Genomic DNA, 16,052 nt, shown 5'->3' on the forward strand with positions numbered 1-16,052 from the left:
GATGGAGTTCGCGACGTCGTCGGAGACGTCGACGCTCGTCTCCTTTGCCCTGACGTCACTCATCATCGAACTGACGCCGGGGCCGAACATGACCTATCTGGCGCTGGTGTCGGCTGGCGAGGGCCGCCGCGCCGGCTTCGCCACGGTGGCCGGCATCGCGCTCGGGCTTTTGGTCATTGGGCTTGTCGCCGCCTTGGGCGTCACCGAGCTGATCCAGTCATCGCAGCTGCTCTACGAGGGCCTGCGCTGGGCCGGCGTGCTGTTCCTGCTCTACCTCGCCTACGAAGGCTGGAGAGGCTCCGGCGAGGCGGTGCCCGCAGGCAACGATGCCGACCGGCGCTACTTCACGCGCGGGCTGGTGACCAATCTGCTGAACCCCAAGGCCGCAGTGTTCTACATCGCGGTGCTGCCGACCTTCATTGCAGCGGAGAGGCCGGTTCTGTCGCAGACGCTGGCGCTGACCGCCATCTACGTCGCGGTGGCAACGATCATCCATGCCCTGATCGTGGTGCTGTCAAGCCAGCTCGAGCCGCTGCTCAACAATGCAAGGATCGAGAAGATCGCACGGCGGGCACTGTCGGCACTGCTGGCTGCCGTGGCGATCTGGTTTGCGTTTTCGACAGCGCGCTGAGAACTATGCCGCGATCGCGGCACACTTGGCGCAGGTGCCGCGGAACTCGATGACCGCCTTCTTGGCGACGAAGCCGGTCGAGCCGACCCAATCGTCCAGGCGCTTGCCGATCAGCTCGTCGGAGATCTCGGTGACCTGGCCGCAGGTGTCGCAGATGGCAAAGGCCGTCATGCGATGGTTGTGATGGCTGTGGTCGTGCGGCTCCGAGCAGGCGACGAAGGCGTTGAGGCTTTCGAGGCGGTGGACAAGCCCGTCCTTCATCAGCGCTTCAAGGGCACGGTAGACCTGCAAAGGCGCGCGAAAACCGTCGTCGCGCAGTTGGTCGAGCAGCGTGTAGGCACTGAGCGGCCCGGTCGCAGCTTCGAGCTTGCCGAGCACCTTTTGCTGGTTCTTCGTCAGCGTAACCCGCGCCGCCATTTTTCCGTTTTCACCTTCCTCGACCAGGCCAATGCCTGGACGGAACAACCAATCGCCTAAGATGGCGATTGGACAAGGGTTTTGCTAGCGCGTCCGGCCGTCAAAGACAATGTTGGAGCCCTTCAGGCCGATCCCGCATTGGAGTTGAGCGGCCGTACCCCCAACCCTAGCCCCTCCCCACAAGGGGGAGGAGGATTTGAGCTCGCGTCCTGCGCCAAACTTCTACGATCGTTGAGGGACGGCTGCCTTCATGCCTTGAGTGGCGCAACGGCGCAATTTCCCCTCCCCTTGTGGGGAGGGGTTAGGGGTGGGGGTATCCTCACAGACGCAACCGCGCCGAAGGACAACCCCTTACTTCTTCTGCCGCGCCGGGCCTTCGCGCTCGGACGAACGGGCCCAGAGATTGATGTCAGCCTCGCGGGCATAGGTGTCGATCTCGGCCAGCTCGGCCTCGCTGAAGGCGAGGTTCCTGATCGCGCCGACGCAGTCCTCGACCTGCTCGGGACGGCTGGCGCCGATAAGCGCCGAAGTGACGCGGCCGCCGCGCAGCACCCAGGCCAGCGCCATCTGCGCCAGCGTCTGGCCGCGACGCTCGGCTATGGCGTTGAGCACGCGGATGTTGGCCAGGTTCTTGTCGTTGAGGAAGGCCGGGCGCAGCGACTTGCCCTGCGACGCCCGGCTGCCTTCCGGCACGCCGCCGAGATATTTTCCCGTCAGCATGCCCTGCGCCAGCGGCGAGAACACGATCGAGCCGATGCCGAGCCCGTCGAGCGCATCGAGCAGGCCGTCATCCTCGACCCAGCGGTTGATCAGCGAATAGCTCGGCTGGTGGATCAGGCAAGGGGTGCCGAGCCGCTTCAGGATATCGGCGGCCTCTCGGGTGCGCTGGGCGTTGTAGGACGAGATGCCGGCGTAAAGCGCCTTGCCGGAACGCACGGCATGGTCGAGCGCACCCATCGTCTCTTCGAGCGGAGTGTCCGGGTCGAAGCGGTGCGAATAGAAGATGTCGACATAGTCGAGGCCCATGCGCTTGAGGCTCTGGTCGAGGCTCGCCAGCACATATTTGCGGCTGCCCCACTCGCCATAGGGCCCCGGCCACATGTCGTAGCCGGCCTTGGTCGAGATGATCATCTCGTCGCGCAGGCCAGCGAAGTCGGTGCGCAGGATCTCGCCGAATGCAGTCTCGGCCGAGCCTGCCGGCGGCCCATAGTTGTTGGCGAGGTCGAAATGGGTGATGCCGAGGTCGAAAGCCCTTTGGCAGATGGCGCGCTTGGTCGCGTGCGGCGTATCCTCGCCGAAATTGTGCCACAGGCCGAGCGAGATCGCCGGCAGCTTGAGCCCAGACCTGCCGCAGCGGTTGTAGACCATGTTTTCGTAGCGGTTCGGGGCGGGCGCGTAAGACATATCAGGTCCTTCAGAATCGGCGTGGCGCCGCCGCCGCATCACCCTCCCACTTGTGGGGAGGATCGTACGAAACGGGGTGGGGGTGCCCAGCACTGGTGCTTCGCTCCTCAATACTTGGTCCCACCATCACCTGTCACTCCCCCCGCGAGGCTCGGCGGGCGAAGATACCCCCACCCCTAACCCCTCCCCACAAGGGGGAGGGGGACTTTGGGGACACCACACGCCATCGACTTTGGTTGGCCAGTGCCTAGCCAGTCGTAGACGATTTGCGTTGTAAGCGACGAAGGCATCCCCCTCCCCCTTGTGGGGAGGGTCAGGGGTGGGGGTTTCGCCGCGCGCTGAGCACACCCGGCAAAGCTACTTCGCCAGCAGCCCCCTCGCCGCCGCCGGCCCCAGCGGCTCGGGCCGCTCGCAGGTCGTCTGCATCTCGACAAACTTCTTCGTCTCGCCCGACTTCAATATGCCGGTCATGATGTCGATGACGTGGTTGGCGAGCTCCAGCGAGCAGCGGTGCGGCCGGCCCTGCATGATCGCAAGCGCCATGTCGGCGAGGCCCGCGGTGCGGTAGTTGGCCATCATGCCGTGGTCGTGCTTCTCGTTGGGCACGCCGAAGGGATGATCCCATTTCGGCAGCGCCTTCACCGGCTTTTCGCCCTTGGTGTAACTGAGATCACCGCCGAAGAAGTTGGGGTCGGGCATGTGGATCGTGCCCAACTCGCCATAGAGCTCCATCGGCGCATGGCCGTTGTCCCAGACATCCCAGCTGGCGTTGAAGGTGAACACCGCGCCGTTCTCGAATTCCATCAGCGCCAGGATCGTCGTCGGCGTCGTCACCGGGATCCTTTCGCCCGCACGGGGCTTCGACGAGATGGTCCGCTCCTTCGCCGGGATCGACGACAGCCCTGCCACCCGCGCAACCGGCCCGATGAGCTGGACCAGGTTGGCGATGTAGTACGGTCCGAGGTCGAGGATCGGCCCGCCGCCCGGCTGGAAGAAGAAATCGGGGTTGGGATGCCAGTGCTCCATGCCGTGGCTCATGACATGGCAGGTTCCCGAGGTGATCTTGCCGAGCTTGCCGGTGTCGATCAGGTGGCGCGCCAGCTGGTGCGAGCCGCCCAAGAAGGTGTCGGGCGCCGAGCCGATGCGCACGCCTTTCTTGTCGGCGCGCTTCTTGAGGTCGAGCCCGTCCTTGATGGCGAGCACGAAGGGCTTTTCCGAATAGACGTGCTTGCCGGCCTCGATCGCCTGCTTCGACACCTCGTAGTGCACCACCGGAATGGTCAGGTTGACGACGATGTCGATATCTTTCGACGCCAACAGCCCTTCGACCGTCTCGGCGCGCAGCTTGAACTCCTTCGCCCGGGCGTTTGCGGCATCCATGTTGATGTCGGCGCAGGCGCGCATCTCGATGCCTTTGAAATCGGGCGCATGCTTGAAATAGGTCTTCGAGATGTTGCCGCAGCCGATCACCCCGACCCCGAGTTTCCTTGCCATGTCCGTCGTCCCCTAGAAACGCTTGGCGACTGTGATCGAACGGCGCGCGAAGCGCTCGAAGTCGGCCGGATTGTCATGTTCCATGATGAAAAATTTCGCCGGCGTGCGGTTGCGCAAAGCCGTCACCAGCCCGGCCCAGTCGACAGTGCCGTGGCCGACATCGGACCAGCCGTCCTCATCAGTTGCCTCGCCCTGTGGGGCTATGTCCTTGACGTGGACCGCCAGAATGCGCTGGCCGAACTCCTCGATCCAGTGCAGCGGGTCGGCGCCGCCGCGGATCACCCAGGCGACGTCCATCTCCCAGCCGACATCGGGGGCGGCCTCCAGGATCAGGCGTTGCGGCACCAGCCCGCCGACGGCCGAGAACTCGAAGTCATGGTTGTGCCAGGCGAAGTCGAAGCCTGCGTCCCTGGCCTTGGCACCGATCGCGGCAAGGCGCCTGCCGAACGCCCGCCAGCCCTCGGCGTCGGTCGGCCGCTCCGACGGCTCGAGCCACGGGCAAGCGATCAGCTTCATGCCGAGCGTCTCGGCAATCGAAGCCGCCCTGCCGAAATCCTGCTCCAGAAGGTCGATGCCGAAATGGCCGCTCGGCATCGCGAGGCCGTTTTTGTCGAGTTCGGCGCGGAAGGCTTCGGGCTCTTCGTAGACCGCGCCAAACCCCTCGACCTGCGAGTAGCCAAGAGTCCCTAAAGTCTTGAGAACCTTGTCCCAGGGTTGGAAGTTGCGGGCGCTGTAGAGTTGGAATGACCAGTCCATGGTTCTGTCCGTTTGCTTGGGGGATGTCAGATGCGGTTGCCGCTTAGGCCGTCGAACAGCGAGGCGCGCGCCGGGTCGAAGCCGATACGCAGCTGGTCGCCTGATGTCAGATGGCGTTCGGCCTCGACGCGGAAGGCGAAACCCTGGCCGCCGAGCTTCGTCCAGACCAGCGTGTCCGAGCCCATCGGCTCGACCAGCTCGACGCCGGCGTCGGCCGAGAATGGCATGGCCCGTGCCGCCTCGCCGAGCGCGATGTGCTCGGGGCGGACGCCCAGCACTGCCTTGCCGGGGGCCGCGACGCGATCGAAGCCATAGCGATCGAGCGGGATCTTTGCTCCGGCAATGGCAAAGGCCGGCTCGGCACCGCCCTCGACCTCGCCGTCCAGGAAATTCATGCCGGGCGAGCCGAGGAAGCCGGCGACGAAGCGGTTGACCGGCTTGTTGTAGATCACCTGCGGCGCATCGAGCTGCTGGATCACGCCGCCCTTCATGACGGCAATGCGGTCGGCCAGCGTCATCGCCTCGATCTGGTCGTGGGTGACGTAGATCATGGTATTGGCAAGCTTCTGGTGGAGGCGCTTGATCTCGACGCGCAGCTCGGAGCGCAGCTTGGCGTCGAGGTTGGACAGCGGCTCGTCGAACAGGAACACGTCGACATCACGGACAAGGGCACGCCCGATCGCCACGCGCTGGCGCTGGCCGCCTGAAAGCGCCGCCGGCTTGCGCTGGAGCAGCGGTTCGATCTGCAGGATTTCGGCGGCACGCGACACGCGGCTTGATATCTCGTCGCGCGCCATGCCCGCCGTCTTCAGGCCGAAGGACAGGTTTCCCTCGACAGTCATCTGCGGATAGAGCGCGTAGGACTGGAACACCATGCCGATGCCGCGGTCCTTGGGCTCCTCCCAGGTGACGTTTTTGCCCTTGATGAATATCTGTCCGTCGGACACGTCGAGCAGGCCGGCTATGCAGTTGAGCAGCGTGGACTTGCCGCAGCCCGACGGCCCGAGCAGCACCAGGAATTCGCCCTCGGGCACGTCGAGACTGAGTTGCTTGAGCACATCATATGAGCCGAAGCTGAGCGACACGTCCCTGACCTGGACACTCGTCATCGCCTCACCCCTTCACCGCGCCGGCGGCGATACCGCGGACGAAAAGCTTGCCTGAAATGAAGTAGATGACGAGCGGGACCAGTCCCGTGAGCAGCGTTGCCGCCATGTTGACGTTGTACTCCTTCACGCCCTGGACGGCGTTGACGATGTTGTTGAGCTGGACGGTCATCGGATAGGTGTCCGGCTTGGTGTAGACGACGCCGAACAGGAAATCGTTCCAGATGCCGGTGACCTGCAGGATGATCGCCACCACGAAGATCGGCAGCGACATCGGCAGCATGATGCGGAGATAGATCGTCCAGAAGCCGGCCCCGTCGACGCGTGCCGCCTTGAACAGTTCCTCCGGCAGCGAGGCGAAATAGTTACGGAACAAGAGCGTCAGGATGGGCATGCCGAAGATCGTATGCACCAGCACCAGGCCCCACAGGCTGCCATAAAGGCCGATCTCGCGCAGCACGATGACGATCGGATAGAGCATCACCTGGTAGGGGATGAAGGCGCCGACGATCAGGATGGTGAAAAACACCTCCGATCCCCTGAAGCGCCAGTTGGCGAGCGCGTAGCCGTTGACCGAGGCAATCGCGATCGACAGGAACACCGACGGCACGGTGATGCGCACCGAGTTCCAGAAGCCACGCGAGAGCCCGTCGCAATTGAGACCTGTGCAGGCTTGCGACCAGGCTTTGACCCACGGCTCGAAGGTGATCTCGACCGGCGGCGAGAAGATGTTGCCAAGCCGGATCTCGGGCATGCCCTTCAGCGACGTCACCACCATCACGTAAAGCGGCAACAGGTAGTAGACGGCAACCAGCGCCAGCGTGCCGTAGATGAAGATGTTGCGGCGGGAAAAGCGGCGGCGCGGTCTCGGCCCCTGCGGTCCCGACAGCGCGCTTGCGCGGGCGAGCGAGGTGCTGGCCACGGCAAGGTCGGGGGCGGCGCGTAGGACCTGCTCAGTCATGGCGGCGCTTCCTGCCGAATTCGAGATAGGCCCATGGCACGATGACGATCACCACAGAGAGCAGCATCATCGTCGAGGCGGCGAAGCCCTGGCCCAGGTTCTGCGCCAGGAACATGTAGTTGTAGACGTATTTTGCCGGCACTTCGGAGGCGATGCCGGGGCCGCCGCTGGTCTGGGCGACGACGAGGTCGTAGACCTTGACGATGCCGCTGGCGATGATGACCAGCGTGGTGACAAGCACCGGCCGCATCATCGGGATGACGATGAAGACATAGGTCTTCCAGGTCGGGATGCCGTCGACGCGCGCCGCCTTCCAGATGTCGCCGTCAATGCCGCGCAGGCCGGCCAGCATCAGGCACATGATCAGCCCCGTGCCCTGCCACAGCCCGGCGATCAGGATGCCATAGATTACGATGTCGGCATTGTAGAGCGGGTCGAAGGTGAAGCTCTCCCAGCCGAGATTGCGCACCACCTGCTGGATGCCGAAATTCGGATTGAGGATCCACTGCCAGGCCAGGCCGGTGACGATGAAGGACAGCGCGAAAGGGTAGAGGAAAATGGTGCGGAAGGTGTTTTCGAAGCGGATCTTCTGGTCCATCAGCGCGGCCAGCAGGAAGCCGACGACCAGCGAGAAGACCAGTGTGCAGACGCCGTAGATGGCAAGGTTCTCGACCGCCACCAGCCAGCGCGGGGTCACCCACAGCCGCTCATACTGGTCGAGCCCGACGAAGTTGAGCCGCGGCAACAGCTTCGAGTTGGTGAAGGAGTAGACGACCGTCCACGCCGTCCCGCCGACGAAGATGACAAGCGCCGTCAGCACCATCGGGATCGAGGCGATCTTGGCATTGAGATTTCGAAACAACCGGCTCGGCCGGCCCTGTAGTGCAGGGGTCATCGGTCGGCATCCATATCCGGATCATCTGACGCTCTGCCGGTCCCGGTGCGAGCCGGGACCGGCAGAGAGCCGCTGTCGTGACTGCAGCATCTCGAGCGAAGGCCCGGGTCGGGAAACCCGGACGGCCTTGCCCTAGTCAGCAGCGGCAATGATGTCGACGAAGCGCTTCTGGGCGTCTGCGGCGGTCAGGTTCCGGTTGCCGAAGAACTCGACGAACAGGTCGTTTACCTGGGTCACGCCATCGGCCGACATCAGTTGGTCCGGCGCCGGAATGACGTTGCCCTTGGCGAGGATTTCCAGGCCCTTCTTCATGCAGTCGTTGGCGGCGTTGAGGTCGACGTCGCCACGCACCGGCAGCGAGCCCTTCTTGAGATTGAAGGCAACCTGCGTCGCCGGCGACAGCATCACCGAGGCCAATGCCTCCTGAGCCTTGGCCTTTTCCGGATCTTTCTGCGTGGGGAAGTAGAAGGCATCGCCGCCGGTCGAGATGATCTCGTTGACGCCGAGGCCGGGCAGGCAAGTGTAGTCCTTGCCGGCAGTCTGGCCCGCGATCTGGAATTCGCCCTGGGCCCAGTCGCCCATGATCTGGCCGCCGGCCTTGCCGTTGATGACGAGCGCGGTGGCCTGGTTCCACTCCTGGACGCTGGACTTGGCCGACATGGCACGCGCCTGATCGGCGGCGGCAAAGACCTTGGTCATCTCGGGTCCGGCCGCAACAGCCGCATCCTTGTCGCCGAACACTTTCTGGAACGTTTCAGGACCGGCCAACGCCACGAGCAGCACCTGGAAGGCAAGCGTCGTCTGCCAGGGTTGCTGGCCCATGGCGAGCGGCACGATGCCGGCCTTCTCCAGCGCCGGCGCCGCAGCCGCAAACTCGTCCCAGTTCTTCGGCAGGGGAACGCCGGCATCGGCGAAGGCCTTGTTGGACAGCCACAGCCACTGCTGCGAGTGAATGTTGACCGGCACGCAGTAGATCTTGCCATCGAGCGTACAGCCGTCGAGCAGGCTCTTGGGATGGATGAACTTGGTCCAGCCCTCCTTTTCGGCCAGCTCGGTGAAATCGCGCATCAGGCCGGCCTGGACAAGTTCTTCCGCCTGGCGGCCATGGTTGAACTGGGTGGCGCCCATCGGATCGCCGCCGGTGATGCGGCCGATCATGATCGGCCGGGCGACATCTCCGGAACCGGCGATGGCACCATCGACCCATTTGTTGCCGGTGGCGTCGAATGCCTTGGCGAGTTCGGCGACCGCCGCCGCCTCGCCGCCCGACGTCCACCAGTGGGTCACCTCGAGGTCAGTCGCCGCGGCAGGCCCTGCCCCGCACGCGACCCCCGCCGCAAACGCGGCGGTCAGAAGCCTATAACGCATCGTACTCCTCCCTGAATCTGAAACGTTACAGATTTCAGGCTAGGCGAAGTTGTGGCTTGGCGCAATGGCCGAAAGCCGCGCGAACCTGATTTTTTCGAGACACAAACTAAAGAGGCTTCCGCTCGGCAGCCGAACAGGCGCGCAAATTCTCCTTTGCGCTGCAGCATTCTCAACGAAAATCACCAGGGGAATCAACCGACATTAGCGATGCTGCAATGCGGGAAAATCGGTCGGCCGGAATGTACTTGCCGTTCGAAGCCATCGATCAAAATAATATTCTGTAACGATACAGTTGTTGTCCATATGGCTTGCCAGGTCCATGATCCCGGTGCGATATGCGCGTTGAGACGAGATGGCGGGCTATTGGACCATGGACGAGCGGACTCCGCCTGATGACAACGGCGAGCAGGCAGCGGGCGGCAGCCAGCCACCGACGCTGAAGACCATCGCCTTCATGACCGGGCTTGGCGTGACCACGGTGTCGCGGGCGCTGAAGGACGCGCCCGAGATCGGCGCCGAGACCCGGCGGCGGGTGCAGCTCGTCGCGCGCCAGATCGGCTACCGGCCCAACCGCGCCGGCGTGCGCCTGCGCACCGGCAAGACCAACGTCATCAGCCTTGTGCTCGACACCGAAGAGCAGGTCGGCGGCTTCGTCTCGGACCTTATCTACGGCGTCTCGGAGGCGCTGGCGCAGACGCCCTATCATCTGGTCGTGACGCCCTATTCGCGCAACAACGACTCGCTGGAGCCGGTGAAATACGTCGTCGAGACGGCGTCGGCCGACGGCGTCATCATCTCGCGCACCGAGCCCGACGACAAGCGCGTGCGCTACATGACCGAGCGCGGCTTTCCCTTCGCCACGCACGGGCGCACCCATATGGGCATCGAGCACCCGTTCCACGATTTCGACAACCATGCCTATTCGGTCGAGGCGGTGAAGAAACTCGCGAGCCTCGGCCGCAAACGGCTGGCACTGCTCGCCCCGCCGGCGAACCTCAGCTACTACCGCCACATGCGCGATGGCTTTGCCGATGCGCTGATGGAGCACGGCTTGACCGAGGTGCCCTTCCCGACCGCGACTGTCGACCATTCGATCGACGAGATTCGCGCGGTGACATCAGAGCTGATGCGCCGGCCAAACCGCCCCGATGCCTTTGTCAGTGGCGCGGGCGCCGGCACGTTTGCGCTGGTCGCCGGCGTCGAGGACGCGGGATTCAAAGTCGGCCAGGACGTCGACATCGTCTCCAAGCAGTCGTCGCGGCTGCTGCACCTGCTGCGCCCGCAGCTCTATGTCGTCAATGAGGACGTGCGGCTCGCCGGTCGCGAGCTTGCGACCGCCGTGCTCGGCCGCATCGCCGGCCGCGACATCGGCTCGCTGCAGAGCCTGAGCAAGCCCAGGGCGGTCGAGGCATACGAGACACCGGCGCCTGTAAAGTCAAACGGCTGAGCTGCCCCTCACCCTTACCCTCTCCCCGTGAAGAACGGGGAGAGGGGGGCGTCGGCATTGCCGATTGTTCCTTCTCCCCGTCCTTACGGGGAGAAGGTGCCGGCAGGCGGTTGAGGGGCAGCACTGAGATCGCCTTGGATGGTGTTCAGCAGCACGCGAAAGCAAAGCCCCCTACGCTGCCAGCCTACCCTTCACTGCCCCACGGCCCATGGTGCGCGCCCGGCGCGTCGATACGCTCAAAACCATGGGCGCCGAAGAAGTCGCGCTGCGCCTGGATGAGGTCAGAGGTGCCGCGGCCCTGGCGATAGCCGTCGAAGTAGGCCAGCGCCGATGACAACGCCGGCACTGGCAGCCCGGCCTCGGCGGCGCGGGCGACGATGCGGCGCAACGACGGATGCGCCTTGCCCATCATCTCGACGAAGGCCGGAGCCATCAGAAGGTTGGTCGGCCGATCGGCCTTGCCGAAGGCTTCGGCGATGGTGTCGAGGAACTGCGAGCGGATGATGCAGCCGGCGCGCCAGATCCTGGCGATGGCTGGCATCGGCAGGTTCCAGCCGAACTCCTTCGACGCGCCGGCCATGACGGCGAAGCCTTGCGCGTAGGCTGCGATCTTGCCGGCAAACAGCGCCAGTTCGAGGTCCGCGAGCAATTCGTCGTTCGAACCGGCCAGCTTGCCGGTGCGGGCGCCATAGGCCTTCTCGGCGGCAAGGCGTTCGTCCTTCATCGACGACAGCACGCGAGCCGCGACGGCCGCCTCGATGGCGGTCGCAGGAATGCCGAGCTGCTGCGCCTCGATGACCGACCACTTGCCGGTACCCTTCTGGCCGGCACGGTCGAGGATGATGTCGACCACTGGACGACCGGTCTTGGGATCGTCGGCCGAGAGCACGGTCGCGGTGATCTCGATCAGATAGGATTCGAGCCTGCCCTTGTTCCAGCCGGCGAACACTTGCGCGATTTCCTTCGGCGCCATGCCGAGACCGTCGCGCAGCACGCCGTAGATCTCGGCGATCATCTGCATGTCGGCATATTCGATGCCGTTGTGGATGGTCTTGACGAAATGGCCGGCGCCATCAGGCCCGAGCCAGGCAGCGCAGGGCTCGCCCTTGTACTTGGCCGAGATCGCGGTCAGCACGTCCTCGACGCGGGTCCAGGATTCCGGCGTGCCGCCGACCATGATCGAGGGGCCGTGGCGCGCGCCCTCCTCCCCGCCCGACACGCCCATGCCGATGAAAGTAAGGCCCGAGCCATCAAGCTCCTTGAAGCGGCGCATGGTGTCGCGGAAATTGGCGTTGCCGGCGTCGATGATAATGTCGTTGGCGGCGAGAACCGGGCGCAAGGCTGCGATCTGCTGGTCGACCGGATCGCCGGCCACCACCATGATGATGATCGGGCGTGGCGGGCGGATCGCCGCGGCCAGCTCGGCGATCGAGCTGCAGGGCACGATCCTGTCGCGCAGGGCGCCGGCGTTCTCCATGAAGGCATCGGTGCGCGCCGGCGTACGGTTGAACACGGCGATGCGGTGGCCCTTCTCGGCGATGTTCAGCGCCAGGTTCGAGCCCATCGTGCCCAGGCCGATCAGTCCGATTTCGGCTTTTTCCATGGTTCCCGATCCCTTGTGCTGATGTCGTTGAAAGGCGTGCGCGGCATGATTGACCGGCTCGCGCGCCGAGGTCAACTCGCGCCGCCGGACAGGCAGGCAAGAGGTGATCGGCGCGCCGTGCGGATGGGGTCCTAGACCGGGCGCCGGCGGCGGCCGTAGAGTTCGAGGCGATGATGGACGATGTCGTAGCCCAGCTCGGCGGCGATTTGCTGCTGCAGCTGCTCGATGCGGTCGGAGCGGAATTCGATGACGTCGCCGGTTTCGATGTCGATCAGGTGGTCGTGGTGGTCGCCGCCGGCCTGCTCGAAACGCGATGGACCGCCCTCGAATGCATGGCGATGGATGGCACCCATTTCCTCCAGCAGCTTCATGGTGCGATAGACCGTCGACAAGGAGATGCTCTTGTCGACCTGCTCGGCGCGGCGGAAGATCTCGAGCGCGTCCGGATGGTCCTCCGTCTCTCCCAGGATGCCAAGAATGACCTTGCGCGGACGGGTGATGCGAATACCCGCCTTGCGTAGCGCTTTTTCGTAGTCGGGCTTCTTGGAAGCGGGCTTTGCGGCAGTCTTCGTCATGGCGCGACTATGTGCCAGATGACACCCAGTTGCAAAAGGTTATGTGCGCGTTCATCCCCAGACGAGTGCGCAATCCCTGCAAACGGAAGGCCATCGCAGGCCGCCCTCAGCCGACGCCGCCGGAGTTCGCGGGACGGCCACACGCCGCAATCGCGGCATCCAACGGCCGCAGCCGTCGCAGGGCTACCGCGTCGATTTCGCCTCTTCCTCGAAGGTCACCGCGACATCGGCATTGGCCGACAGGCGCACCTTGTTGCCCTCGGTCTCGGCGACAAGGGCGGCGGGAATGTAATGGTGATGACCACGATGGCTGCCTTCGCCGCTGTCCTTCTTGGTCAGCCTGATGCGGCCGTTCTCGACCCCGTCGACAGTGCCGATGTGAACGCCGTCGGCGCCGATCACTTCCATATGCTCGCGAATTCCTGTGGTGGCTGACACGATCGCTCTCCTTGGCTTGGATTGGCACAAACGACAACGCGCCAGCCCCCAATTGGATGCCTGCCAGCGCTCAGAAGCGTTGCCTTGTTGACATCTAGTTGCAAACGATTTGCAATTGCATTGACAAGCACGCTACGTGCCATTAGGTAAGGCATCGTATCTGCCGCCCGTTCGGCGCGGTATTCTCGAACGGGATTTCCATGACAGCGCTTCGCACCACCCTTGCCGCCATCGCCATGCTTGCGGCCATGCTCGGGCTTTCGGCCTGCTCCCAGGAGAGCGAGGCCGGCGGCAAGATGAAGGTGGTCACCACCTTTACCGTGATTGCCGACATCGCCCGCAACGTCGCCGGCGACGCGGCCGAGGTGGAGTCGATCACCAAGCCCAATGCCGAGATCCACAACTACCAGCCGACGCCGGGCGACATCATGCGCGCCCAGAAGGCCGACCTGGTGCTGTGGAACGGGCTGAACCTCGAGCTGTGGTTTGAAAAGTTCTTCGAAAATCTCGACGGCGTTTCCCAGGCCGTGGTGTCGGATGGCGTGTCGCCGATGGGCATCGCCGAGGGACCCTACACCGGCAAGCCCAATCCGCATGCCTGGATGTCGCCGGAGGCAGCGCTCATCTATGTCGAAAACATCCGCAAGGCCTTTGCCGCCAAGGACCCTGCCAATGCGGAGGTCTACGCCAAAAACGCCGCCGCCTATGCCGAGAAGATCAAGGCGACCGTGGCACCGATCCACAAGGCCATCGAGACCATTCCCGCTGAGCGCCGCTGGCTCGCCACCAGCGAAGGTGCCTTCTCCTATCTGGCGCGCGACTTCGGCCTGACGGAGGTCTATCTTTGGCCGATCAATGCCGACCAGCAAGGCACGCCGCAGCAGGTGCGCAAGGTGATCGATCTCGTCAAGGCCAACAGCATTCCGGCCGTGTTCAGCGAAAGCACCGTGTCGTCGAAGCCGGCCGAGCAGGTGGCACGCGAGACCGGCGCCAAATATGGCGGCGTGCTTTATGTCGACTCGTTGAGCGATGCCAATGGCCCTGTGCCGACCTATCTCGACCTGCTGAGCGTCACCACCCAGACCATCGTCAAGGGGCTCGCCCAATGAACGTGCCGCTGAAAGGCCGCCCCGCCACCACTGCGCCGGCTGGCGAGGGCCTGCGCGTCGACAACATCTCGGTGACCTACCGCAACGGCCACACCGCGCTCCGCAATGCCTCCTTCGCCATTCCGCGCGGCACCATCACGGCGCTGGTCGGCGTCAACGGCAGCGGCAAGTCGACCCTGTTCAAGTCGATCATGGGCTTCGTGCCGCTCGCGTCAGGCAGCGTGTCGATCTTCGGCGAGCCGGCGCGAGAAGCCTTGAGGAAAAACCTCGTCGCCTATGTGCCGCAAAGCGAGGATGTCGACTGGAACTTTCCGGTGCTGGTCGAAGACGTGGTTATGATGGGCCGCTACGGCCACATGAATTTCTTGCGCATGACCCGCGCCATCGACCGTGACGCCGTGGATGCCGCACTGGAACGCGTCGGCATGGCCGACTTCCGCAAGCGCCAGATCGGCGAGTTGTCGGGCGGGCAGAAGAAGCGCGTCTTCCTCGCCCGCGCGCTGGCCCAGGAAGGCCAGGTCATCCTGCTCGACGAGCCGTTCACCGGCGTCGACGTGCGCACCGAAGAAGCGATCATCACGCTGTTGCAGGGCTTGCGCGACGAAGGCCGGGTGATGCTGGTGTCGACGCACAATCTCGGCTCTGTCCCGCGCTTCTGCGACCGCGCCGTGCTGGTCAACCGCACCGTCCTTGCCTCCGGGCTGACGGCCGAAACCTTCACCAAGGCCAATCTCGAAAAGGCTTTTGGCGGCGTCTTGCGCCAGTTCATCCTCGGCGGCGCCGAACTGCACCAGGACGCCGCCGACACGCGCCAGGTGACGGTGCTGACCGACGACGAGCGCCCCTTCGTCATCTATGGCGACGACGCCGAGAACGACGCCACGGCCAAGAAGGGCGGGCGCAAGAAATGACGGCTTTGCTCCTCGAACCCTTCGGCTATGGCTACATGGTCAACGCCATGTGGGTGTCCGCATTGGTCGGCGGCGTCTGCGCCTTCCTCTCCGCCTATCTGATGCTCAAGGGCTGGTCGCTGATCGGCGACGCGCTTTCGCACTCGATCGTACCGGGTGTCGCCGGGGCCTACATGCTCGGCCTGCCCTTCGCGCTCGGCGCCTTCCTGTCGGGCGGGCTGGCGGCGGGCGCGATGCTGTTCCTCAACCAGCGCACCAAGCTGAAGGAGGACGCCATCATCGGGCTGATCTTCACCTCGTTCTTCGGGCTTGGCCTGTTCATGATCTCGCTGTCGCCGACCTCGGTGAACATCCAGACCATCGTGCTCGGCAACATCCTGGCGGTGACGCCTTCCGATACGCTGCAGCTTGTGCTGATCGGCGGCATTTCGCTCGCCATCCTGCTCGCCAAATGGAAGGACATGATGGTCGCCTTCTTCGACGAGAACCATGCGCGTTCGATCGGGCTCAGGCCCGATCTGCTCAAGGTGCTGTTCTTCATGCTGCTGTCGGCCTCGACGGTGGCGGCGCTGCAGACCGTGGGCGCCTTCCTCGTCATCGCCATGGTGGTGACGCCGGGGGCCACCGCCTATCTGCTCACCGACCGCTTTCCCCGGCTGATCGTCATCAGTGTCGCCATCGGCTCAGTCACCAGCTTTGTCGGCGCCTATGCCAGCTATTTCCTCGACGGCGCAACGGGGGGCATCATTGTCGTGGCCCAGACGCTGATCTTCCTGATCGCCTTTGTCTTCGCGCCGAAGCACGGATTGCTGGCGGCGAAGCGGCGGGCAAGGCTGGAACTGGAGGCGGGGGCATGAGCGAATTTGCGACCGTCATCGCTGCCCCTCACCCTTACCCTCTCCCCGTAATGACGGGGAGAGGGAGATCGCCGACGTCG

The 16,052-nt window shown here is 64.4% G+C and carries 16 protein-coding genes; 5 read left to right on the forward strand and 11 right to left on the reverse strand.

The features are described 5' to 3' along the window. Position 1: 1 nt before the first annotated feature. The gene (locus tag PCJ21_RS16785; protein ID WP_269932571.1) at positions 2-631 is read left to right on the forward strand and encodes a LysE family translocator; all 630 of its coding nucleotides are present in this window, start codon (positions 2-4) and stop codon (positions 629-631) included. A 3-nt stretch (positions 632-634) separates the two neighbouring features. Here PCJ21_RS16785 and PCJ21_RS16790 read toward each other — a convergent pair whose 3' ends face one another. The 8 genes from PCJ21_RS16790 to PCJ21_RS16825 all read right to left on the reverse strand — a co-directional run bounded on the left by PCJ21_RS16790 (position 635) and on the right by PCJ21_RS16825 (position 9,032). Further along, a complete protein-coding gene (locus tag PCJ21_RS16790; RefSeq protein WP_269932572.1) occupies positions 635-1,048 on the reverse strand; it encodes a Fur family transcriptional regulator in 414 nt (137 codons plus the stop codon). A 351-nt stretch (positions 1,049-1,399) separates the two neighbouring features. Next, positions 1,400-2,452, reverse strand: a complete 1,053-nt coding sequence (gene mgrA, locus PCJ21_RS16795) for an L-glyceraldehyde 3-phosphate reductase (RefSeq protein ID WP_269932573.1) — start codon at positions 2,450-2,452, stop codon at positions 1,400-1,402. A gap of 357 nt (positions 2,453-2,809) precedes the next feature. After that, entirely contained in the window at positions 2,810-3,946 is a 1,137-nt protein-coding gene (locus PCJ21_RS16800) for a Gfo/Idh/MocA family protein (RefSeq protein WP_269932574.1), read from the reverse strand. Positions 3,947-3,958: 12 nt separating this feature from the next. Further along, positions 3,959-4,702, reverse strand: coding sequence for a sugar phosphate isomerase/epimerase family protein (locus tag PCJ21_RS16805; protein WP_269932575.1), 744 nt, complete (start codon positions 4,700-4,702; stop codon positions 3,959-3,961). A gap of 26 nt (positions 4,703-4,728) precedes the next feature. Next, positions 4,729-5,811, reverse strand: a complete 1,083-nt coding sequence (locus PCJ21_RS16810) for an ABC transporter ATP-binding protein (protein WP_269932576.1) — start codon at positions 5,809-5,811, stop codon at positions 4,729-4,731. Between the two features lie 4 nt (positions 5,812-5,815). After that, a complete protein-coding gene (locus tag PCJ21_RS16815; protein WP_269932577.1) occupies positions 5,816-6,769 on the reverse strand; it encodes a carbohydrate ABC transporter permease in 954 nt (317 codons plus the stop codon). Beyond that, positions 6,762-7,664: a carbohydrate ABC transporter permease gene (locus tag PCJ21_RS16820; protein ID WP_269932578.1), complete on the reverse strand. Its 903-nt coding sequence runs from the start codon at positions 7,662-7,664 to the stop codon at positions 6,762-6,764. The genes PCJ21_RS16815 and PCJ21_RS16820 overlap by 8 nt, the downstream gene beginning before the upstream one ends. Positions 7,665-7,796: 132 nt before the next feature. After that, positions 7,797-9,032, reverse strand: coding sequence for an ABC transporter substrate-binding protein (locus PCJ21_RS16825; RefSeq protein ID WP_269932579.1), 1,236 nt, complete (start codon positions 9,030-9,032; stop codon positions 7,797-7,799). Between the two features lie 370 nt (positions 9,033-9,402). On the opposite strand from PCJ21_RS16825, the gene PCJ21_RS16830 reads away from it, so the two are divergent. Next, positions 9,403-10,479 (forward strand): LacI family transcriptional regulator, encoded by a 1,077-nt coding sequence (locus tag PCJ21_RS16830; RefSeq protein WP_269932777.1) that lies wholly within the window; start codon positions 9,403-9,405, stop codon positions 10,477-10,479. A gap of 184 nt (positions 10,480-10,663) precedes the next feature. Here PCJ21_RS16830 and gndA read toward each other — a convergent pair whose 3' ends face one another. From gndA to PCJ21_RS16845, 3 genes are all read right to left on the reverse strand, one after another. Then, positions 10,664-12,082: an NADP-dependent phosphogluconate dehydrogenase gene (gene gndA, locus PCJ21_RS16835; protein WP_269932580.1), complete on the reverse strand. Its 1,419-nt coding sequence runs from the start codon at positions 12,080-12,082 to the stop codon at positions 10,664-10,666. A 131-nt stretch (positions 12,083-12,213) separates the two neighbouring features. Then, positions 12,214-12,657 (reverse strand): Fur family transcriptional regulator, encoded by a 444-nt coding sequence (locus tag PCJ21_RS16840; RefSeq protein ID WP_269932581.1) that lies wholly within the window; start codon positions 12,655-12,657, stop codon positions 12,214-12,216. 183 nt (positions 12,658-12,840) lie between these two features. Then, complete coding sequence (locus PCJ21_RS16845; RefSeq protein WP_442866037.1) at positions 12,841-13,065, reverse strand: DUF2171 domain-containing protein; 225 nt, start codon at positions 13,063-13,065, stop codon at positions 12,841-12,843. Between the two features lie 278 nt (positions 13,066-13,343). On the opposite strand from PCJ21_RS16845, the gene PCJ21_RS16850 reads away from it, so the two are divergent. The 3 genes from PCJ21_RS16850 to PCJ21_RS16860 are packed head-to-tail and all read left to right on the forward strand — an operon-like array spanning position 13,344 to position 15,972. Beyond that, positions 13,344-14,204, forward strand: a complete 861-nt coding sequence (locus PCJ21_RS16850) for a metal ABC transporter substrate-binding protein (RefSeq protein ID WP_442866038.1) — start codon at positions 13,344-13,346, stop codon at positions 14,202-14,204. Then, positions 14,201-15,115: a manganese/iron ABC transporter ATP-binding protein gene (locus PCJ21_RS16855; protein WP_269932583.1), complete on the forward strand. Its 915-nt coding sequence runs from the start codon at positions 14,201-14,203 to the stop codon at positions 15,113-15,115. The genes PCJ21_RS16850 and PCJ21_RS16855 overlap by 4 nt, the downstream gene beginning before the upstream one ends. Continuing rightward, on the forward strand, positions 15,112-15,972 hold the full coding sequence (locus tag PCJ21_RS16860; protein ID WP_269932584.1) for a metal ABC transporter permease: 861 nt from the start codon (positions 15,112-15,114) through the stop codon (positions 15,970-15,972). The genes PCJ21_RS16855 and PCJ21_RS16860 overlap by 4 nt, the downstream gene beginning before the upstream one ends. Positions 15,973-16,052: the final 80 nt, after the last annotated feature.

Source organism: Aminobacter sp. HY435, assembly GCF_027568395.1.
GTDB lineage: Bacteria > Pseudomonadota > Alphaproteobacteria > Rhizobiales > Rhizobiaceae > Aminobacter.

Coding starts and splice junctions, on each gene's coding strand:
- PCJ21_RS16790 (WP_269932572.1), bottom strand. CDS start 1,048: ATGGCGGCGCGGGTTACGCTGACGAAGAACCAGCAAAAGGTGCTCGGC.
- PCJ21_RS16800 (WP_269932574.1), bottom strand. CDS start 3,946: ATGGCAAGGAAACTCGGGGTCGGGGTGATCGGCTGCGGCAACATCTCG.
- gndA (WP_269932580.1), bottom strand. CDS start 12,082: ATGGAAAAAGCCGAAATCGGACTGATCGGCCTGGGCACGATGGGCTCG.
- PCJ21_RS16860 (WP_269932584.1), top strand. CDS start 15,112: ATGACGGCTTTGCTCCTCGAACCCTTCGGCTATGGCTACATGGTCAAC.
- PCJ21_RS16810 (WP_269932576.1), bottom strand. CDS start 5,811: ATGACGAGTGTCCAGGTCAGGGACGTGTCGCTCAGCTTCGGCTCATAT.
- PCJ21_RS16820 (WP_269932578.1), bottom strand. CDS start 7,664: ATGACCCCTGCACTACAGGGCCGGCCGAGCCGGTTGTTTCGAAATCTC.
- PCJ21_RS16855 (WP_269932583.1), top strand. CDS start 14,201: ATGAACGTGCCGCTGAAAGGCCGCCCCGCCACCACTGCGCCGGCTGGC.
- PCJ21_RS16830 (WP_269932777.1), top strand. CDS start 9,403: ATGGACGAGCGGACTCCGCCTGATGACAACGGCGAGCAGGCAGCGGGC.
- PCJ21_RS16815 (WP_269932577.1), bottom strand. CDS start 6,769: ATGACTGAGCAGGTCCTACGCGCCGCCCCCGACCTTGCCGTGGCCAGC.
- mgrA (WP_269932573.1), bottom strand. CDS start 2,452: ATGTCTTACGCGCCCGCCCCGAACCGCTACGAAAACATGGTCTACAAC.
- PCJ21_RS16825 (WP_269932579.1), bottom strand. CDS start 9,032: ATGCGTTATAGGCTTCTGACCGCCGCGTTTGCGGCGGGGGTCGCGTGC.
- PCJ21_RS16845 (WP_442866037.1), bottom strand. CDS start 13,065: ATGGAAGTGATCGGCGCCGACGGCGTTCACATCGGCACTGTCGACGGG.
- PCJ21_RS16785 (WP_269932571.1), top strand. CDS start 2: ATGGAGTTCGCGACGTCGTCGGAGACGTCGACGCTCGTCTCCTTTGCC.
- PCJ21_RS16840 (WP_269932581.1), bottom strand. CDS start 12,657: ATGACGAAGACTGCCGCAAAGCCCGCTTCCAAGAAGCCCGACTACGAA.
- PCJ21_RS16805 (WP_269932575.1), bottom strand. CDS start 4,702: ATGGACTGGTCATTCCAACTCTACAGCGCCCGCAACTTCCAACCCTGG.
- PCJ21_RS16850 (WP_442866038.1), top strand. CDS start 13,344: ATGCTCGGGCTTTCGGCCTGCTCCCAGGAGAGCGAGGCCGGCGGCAAG.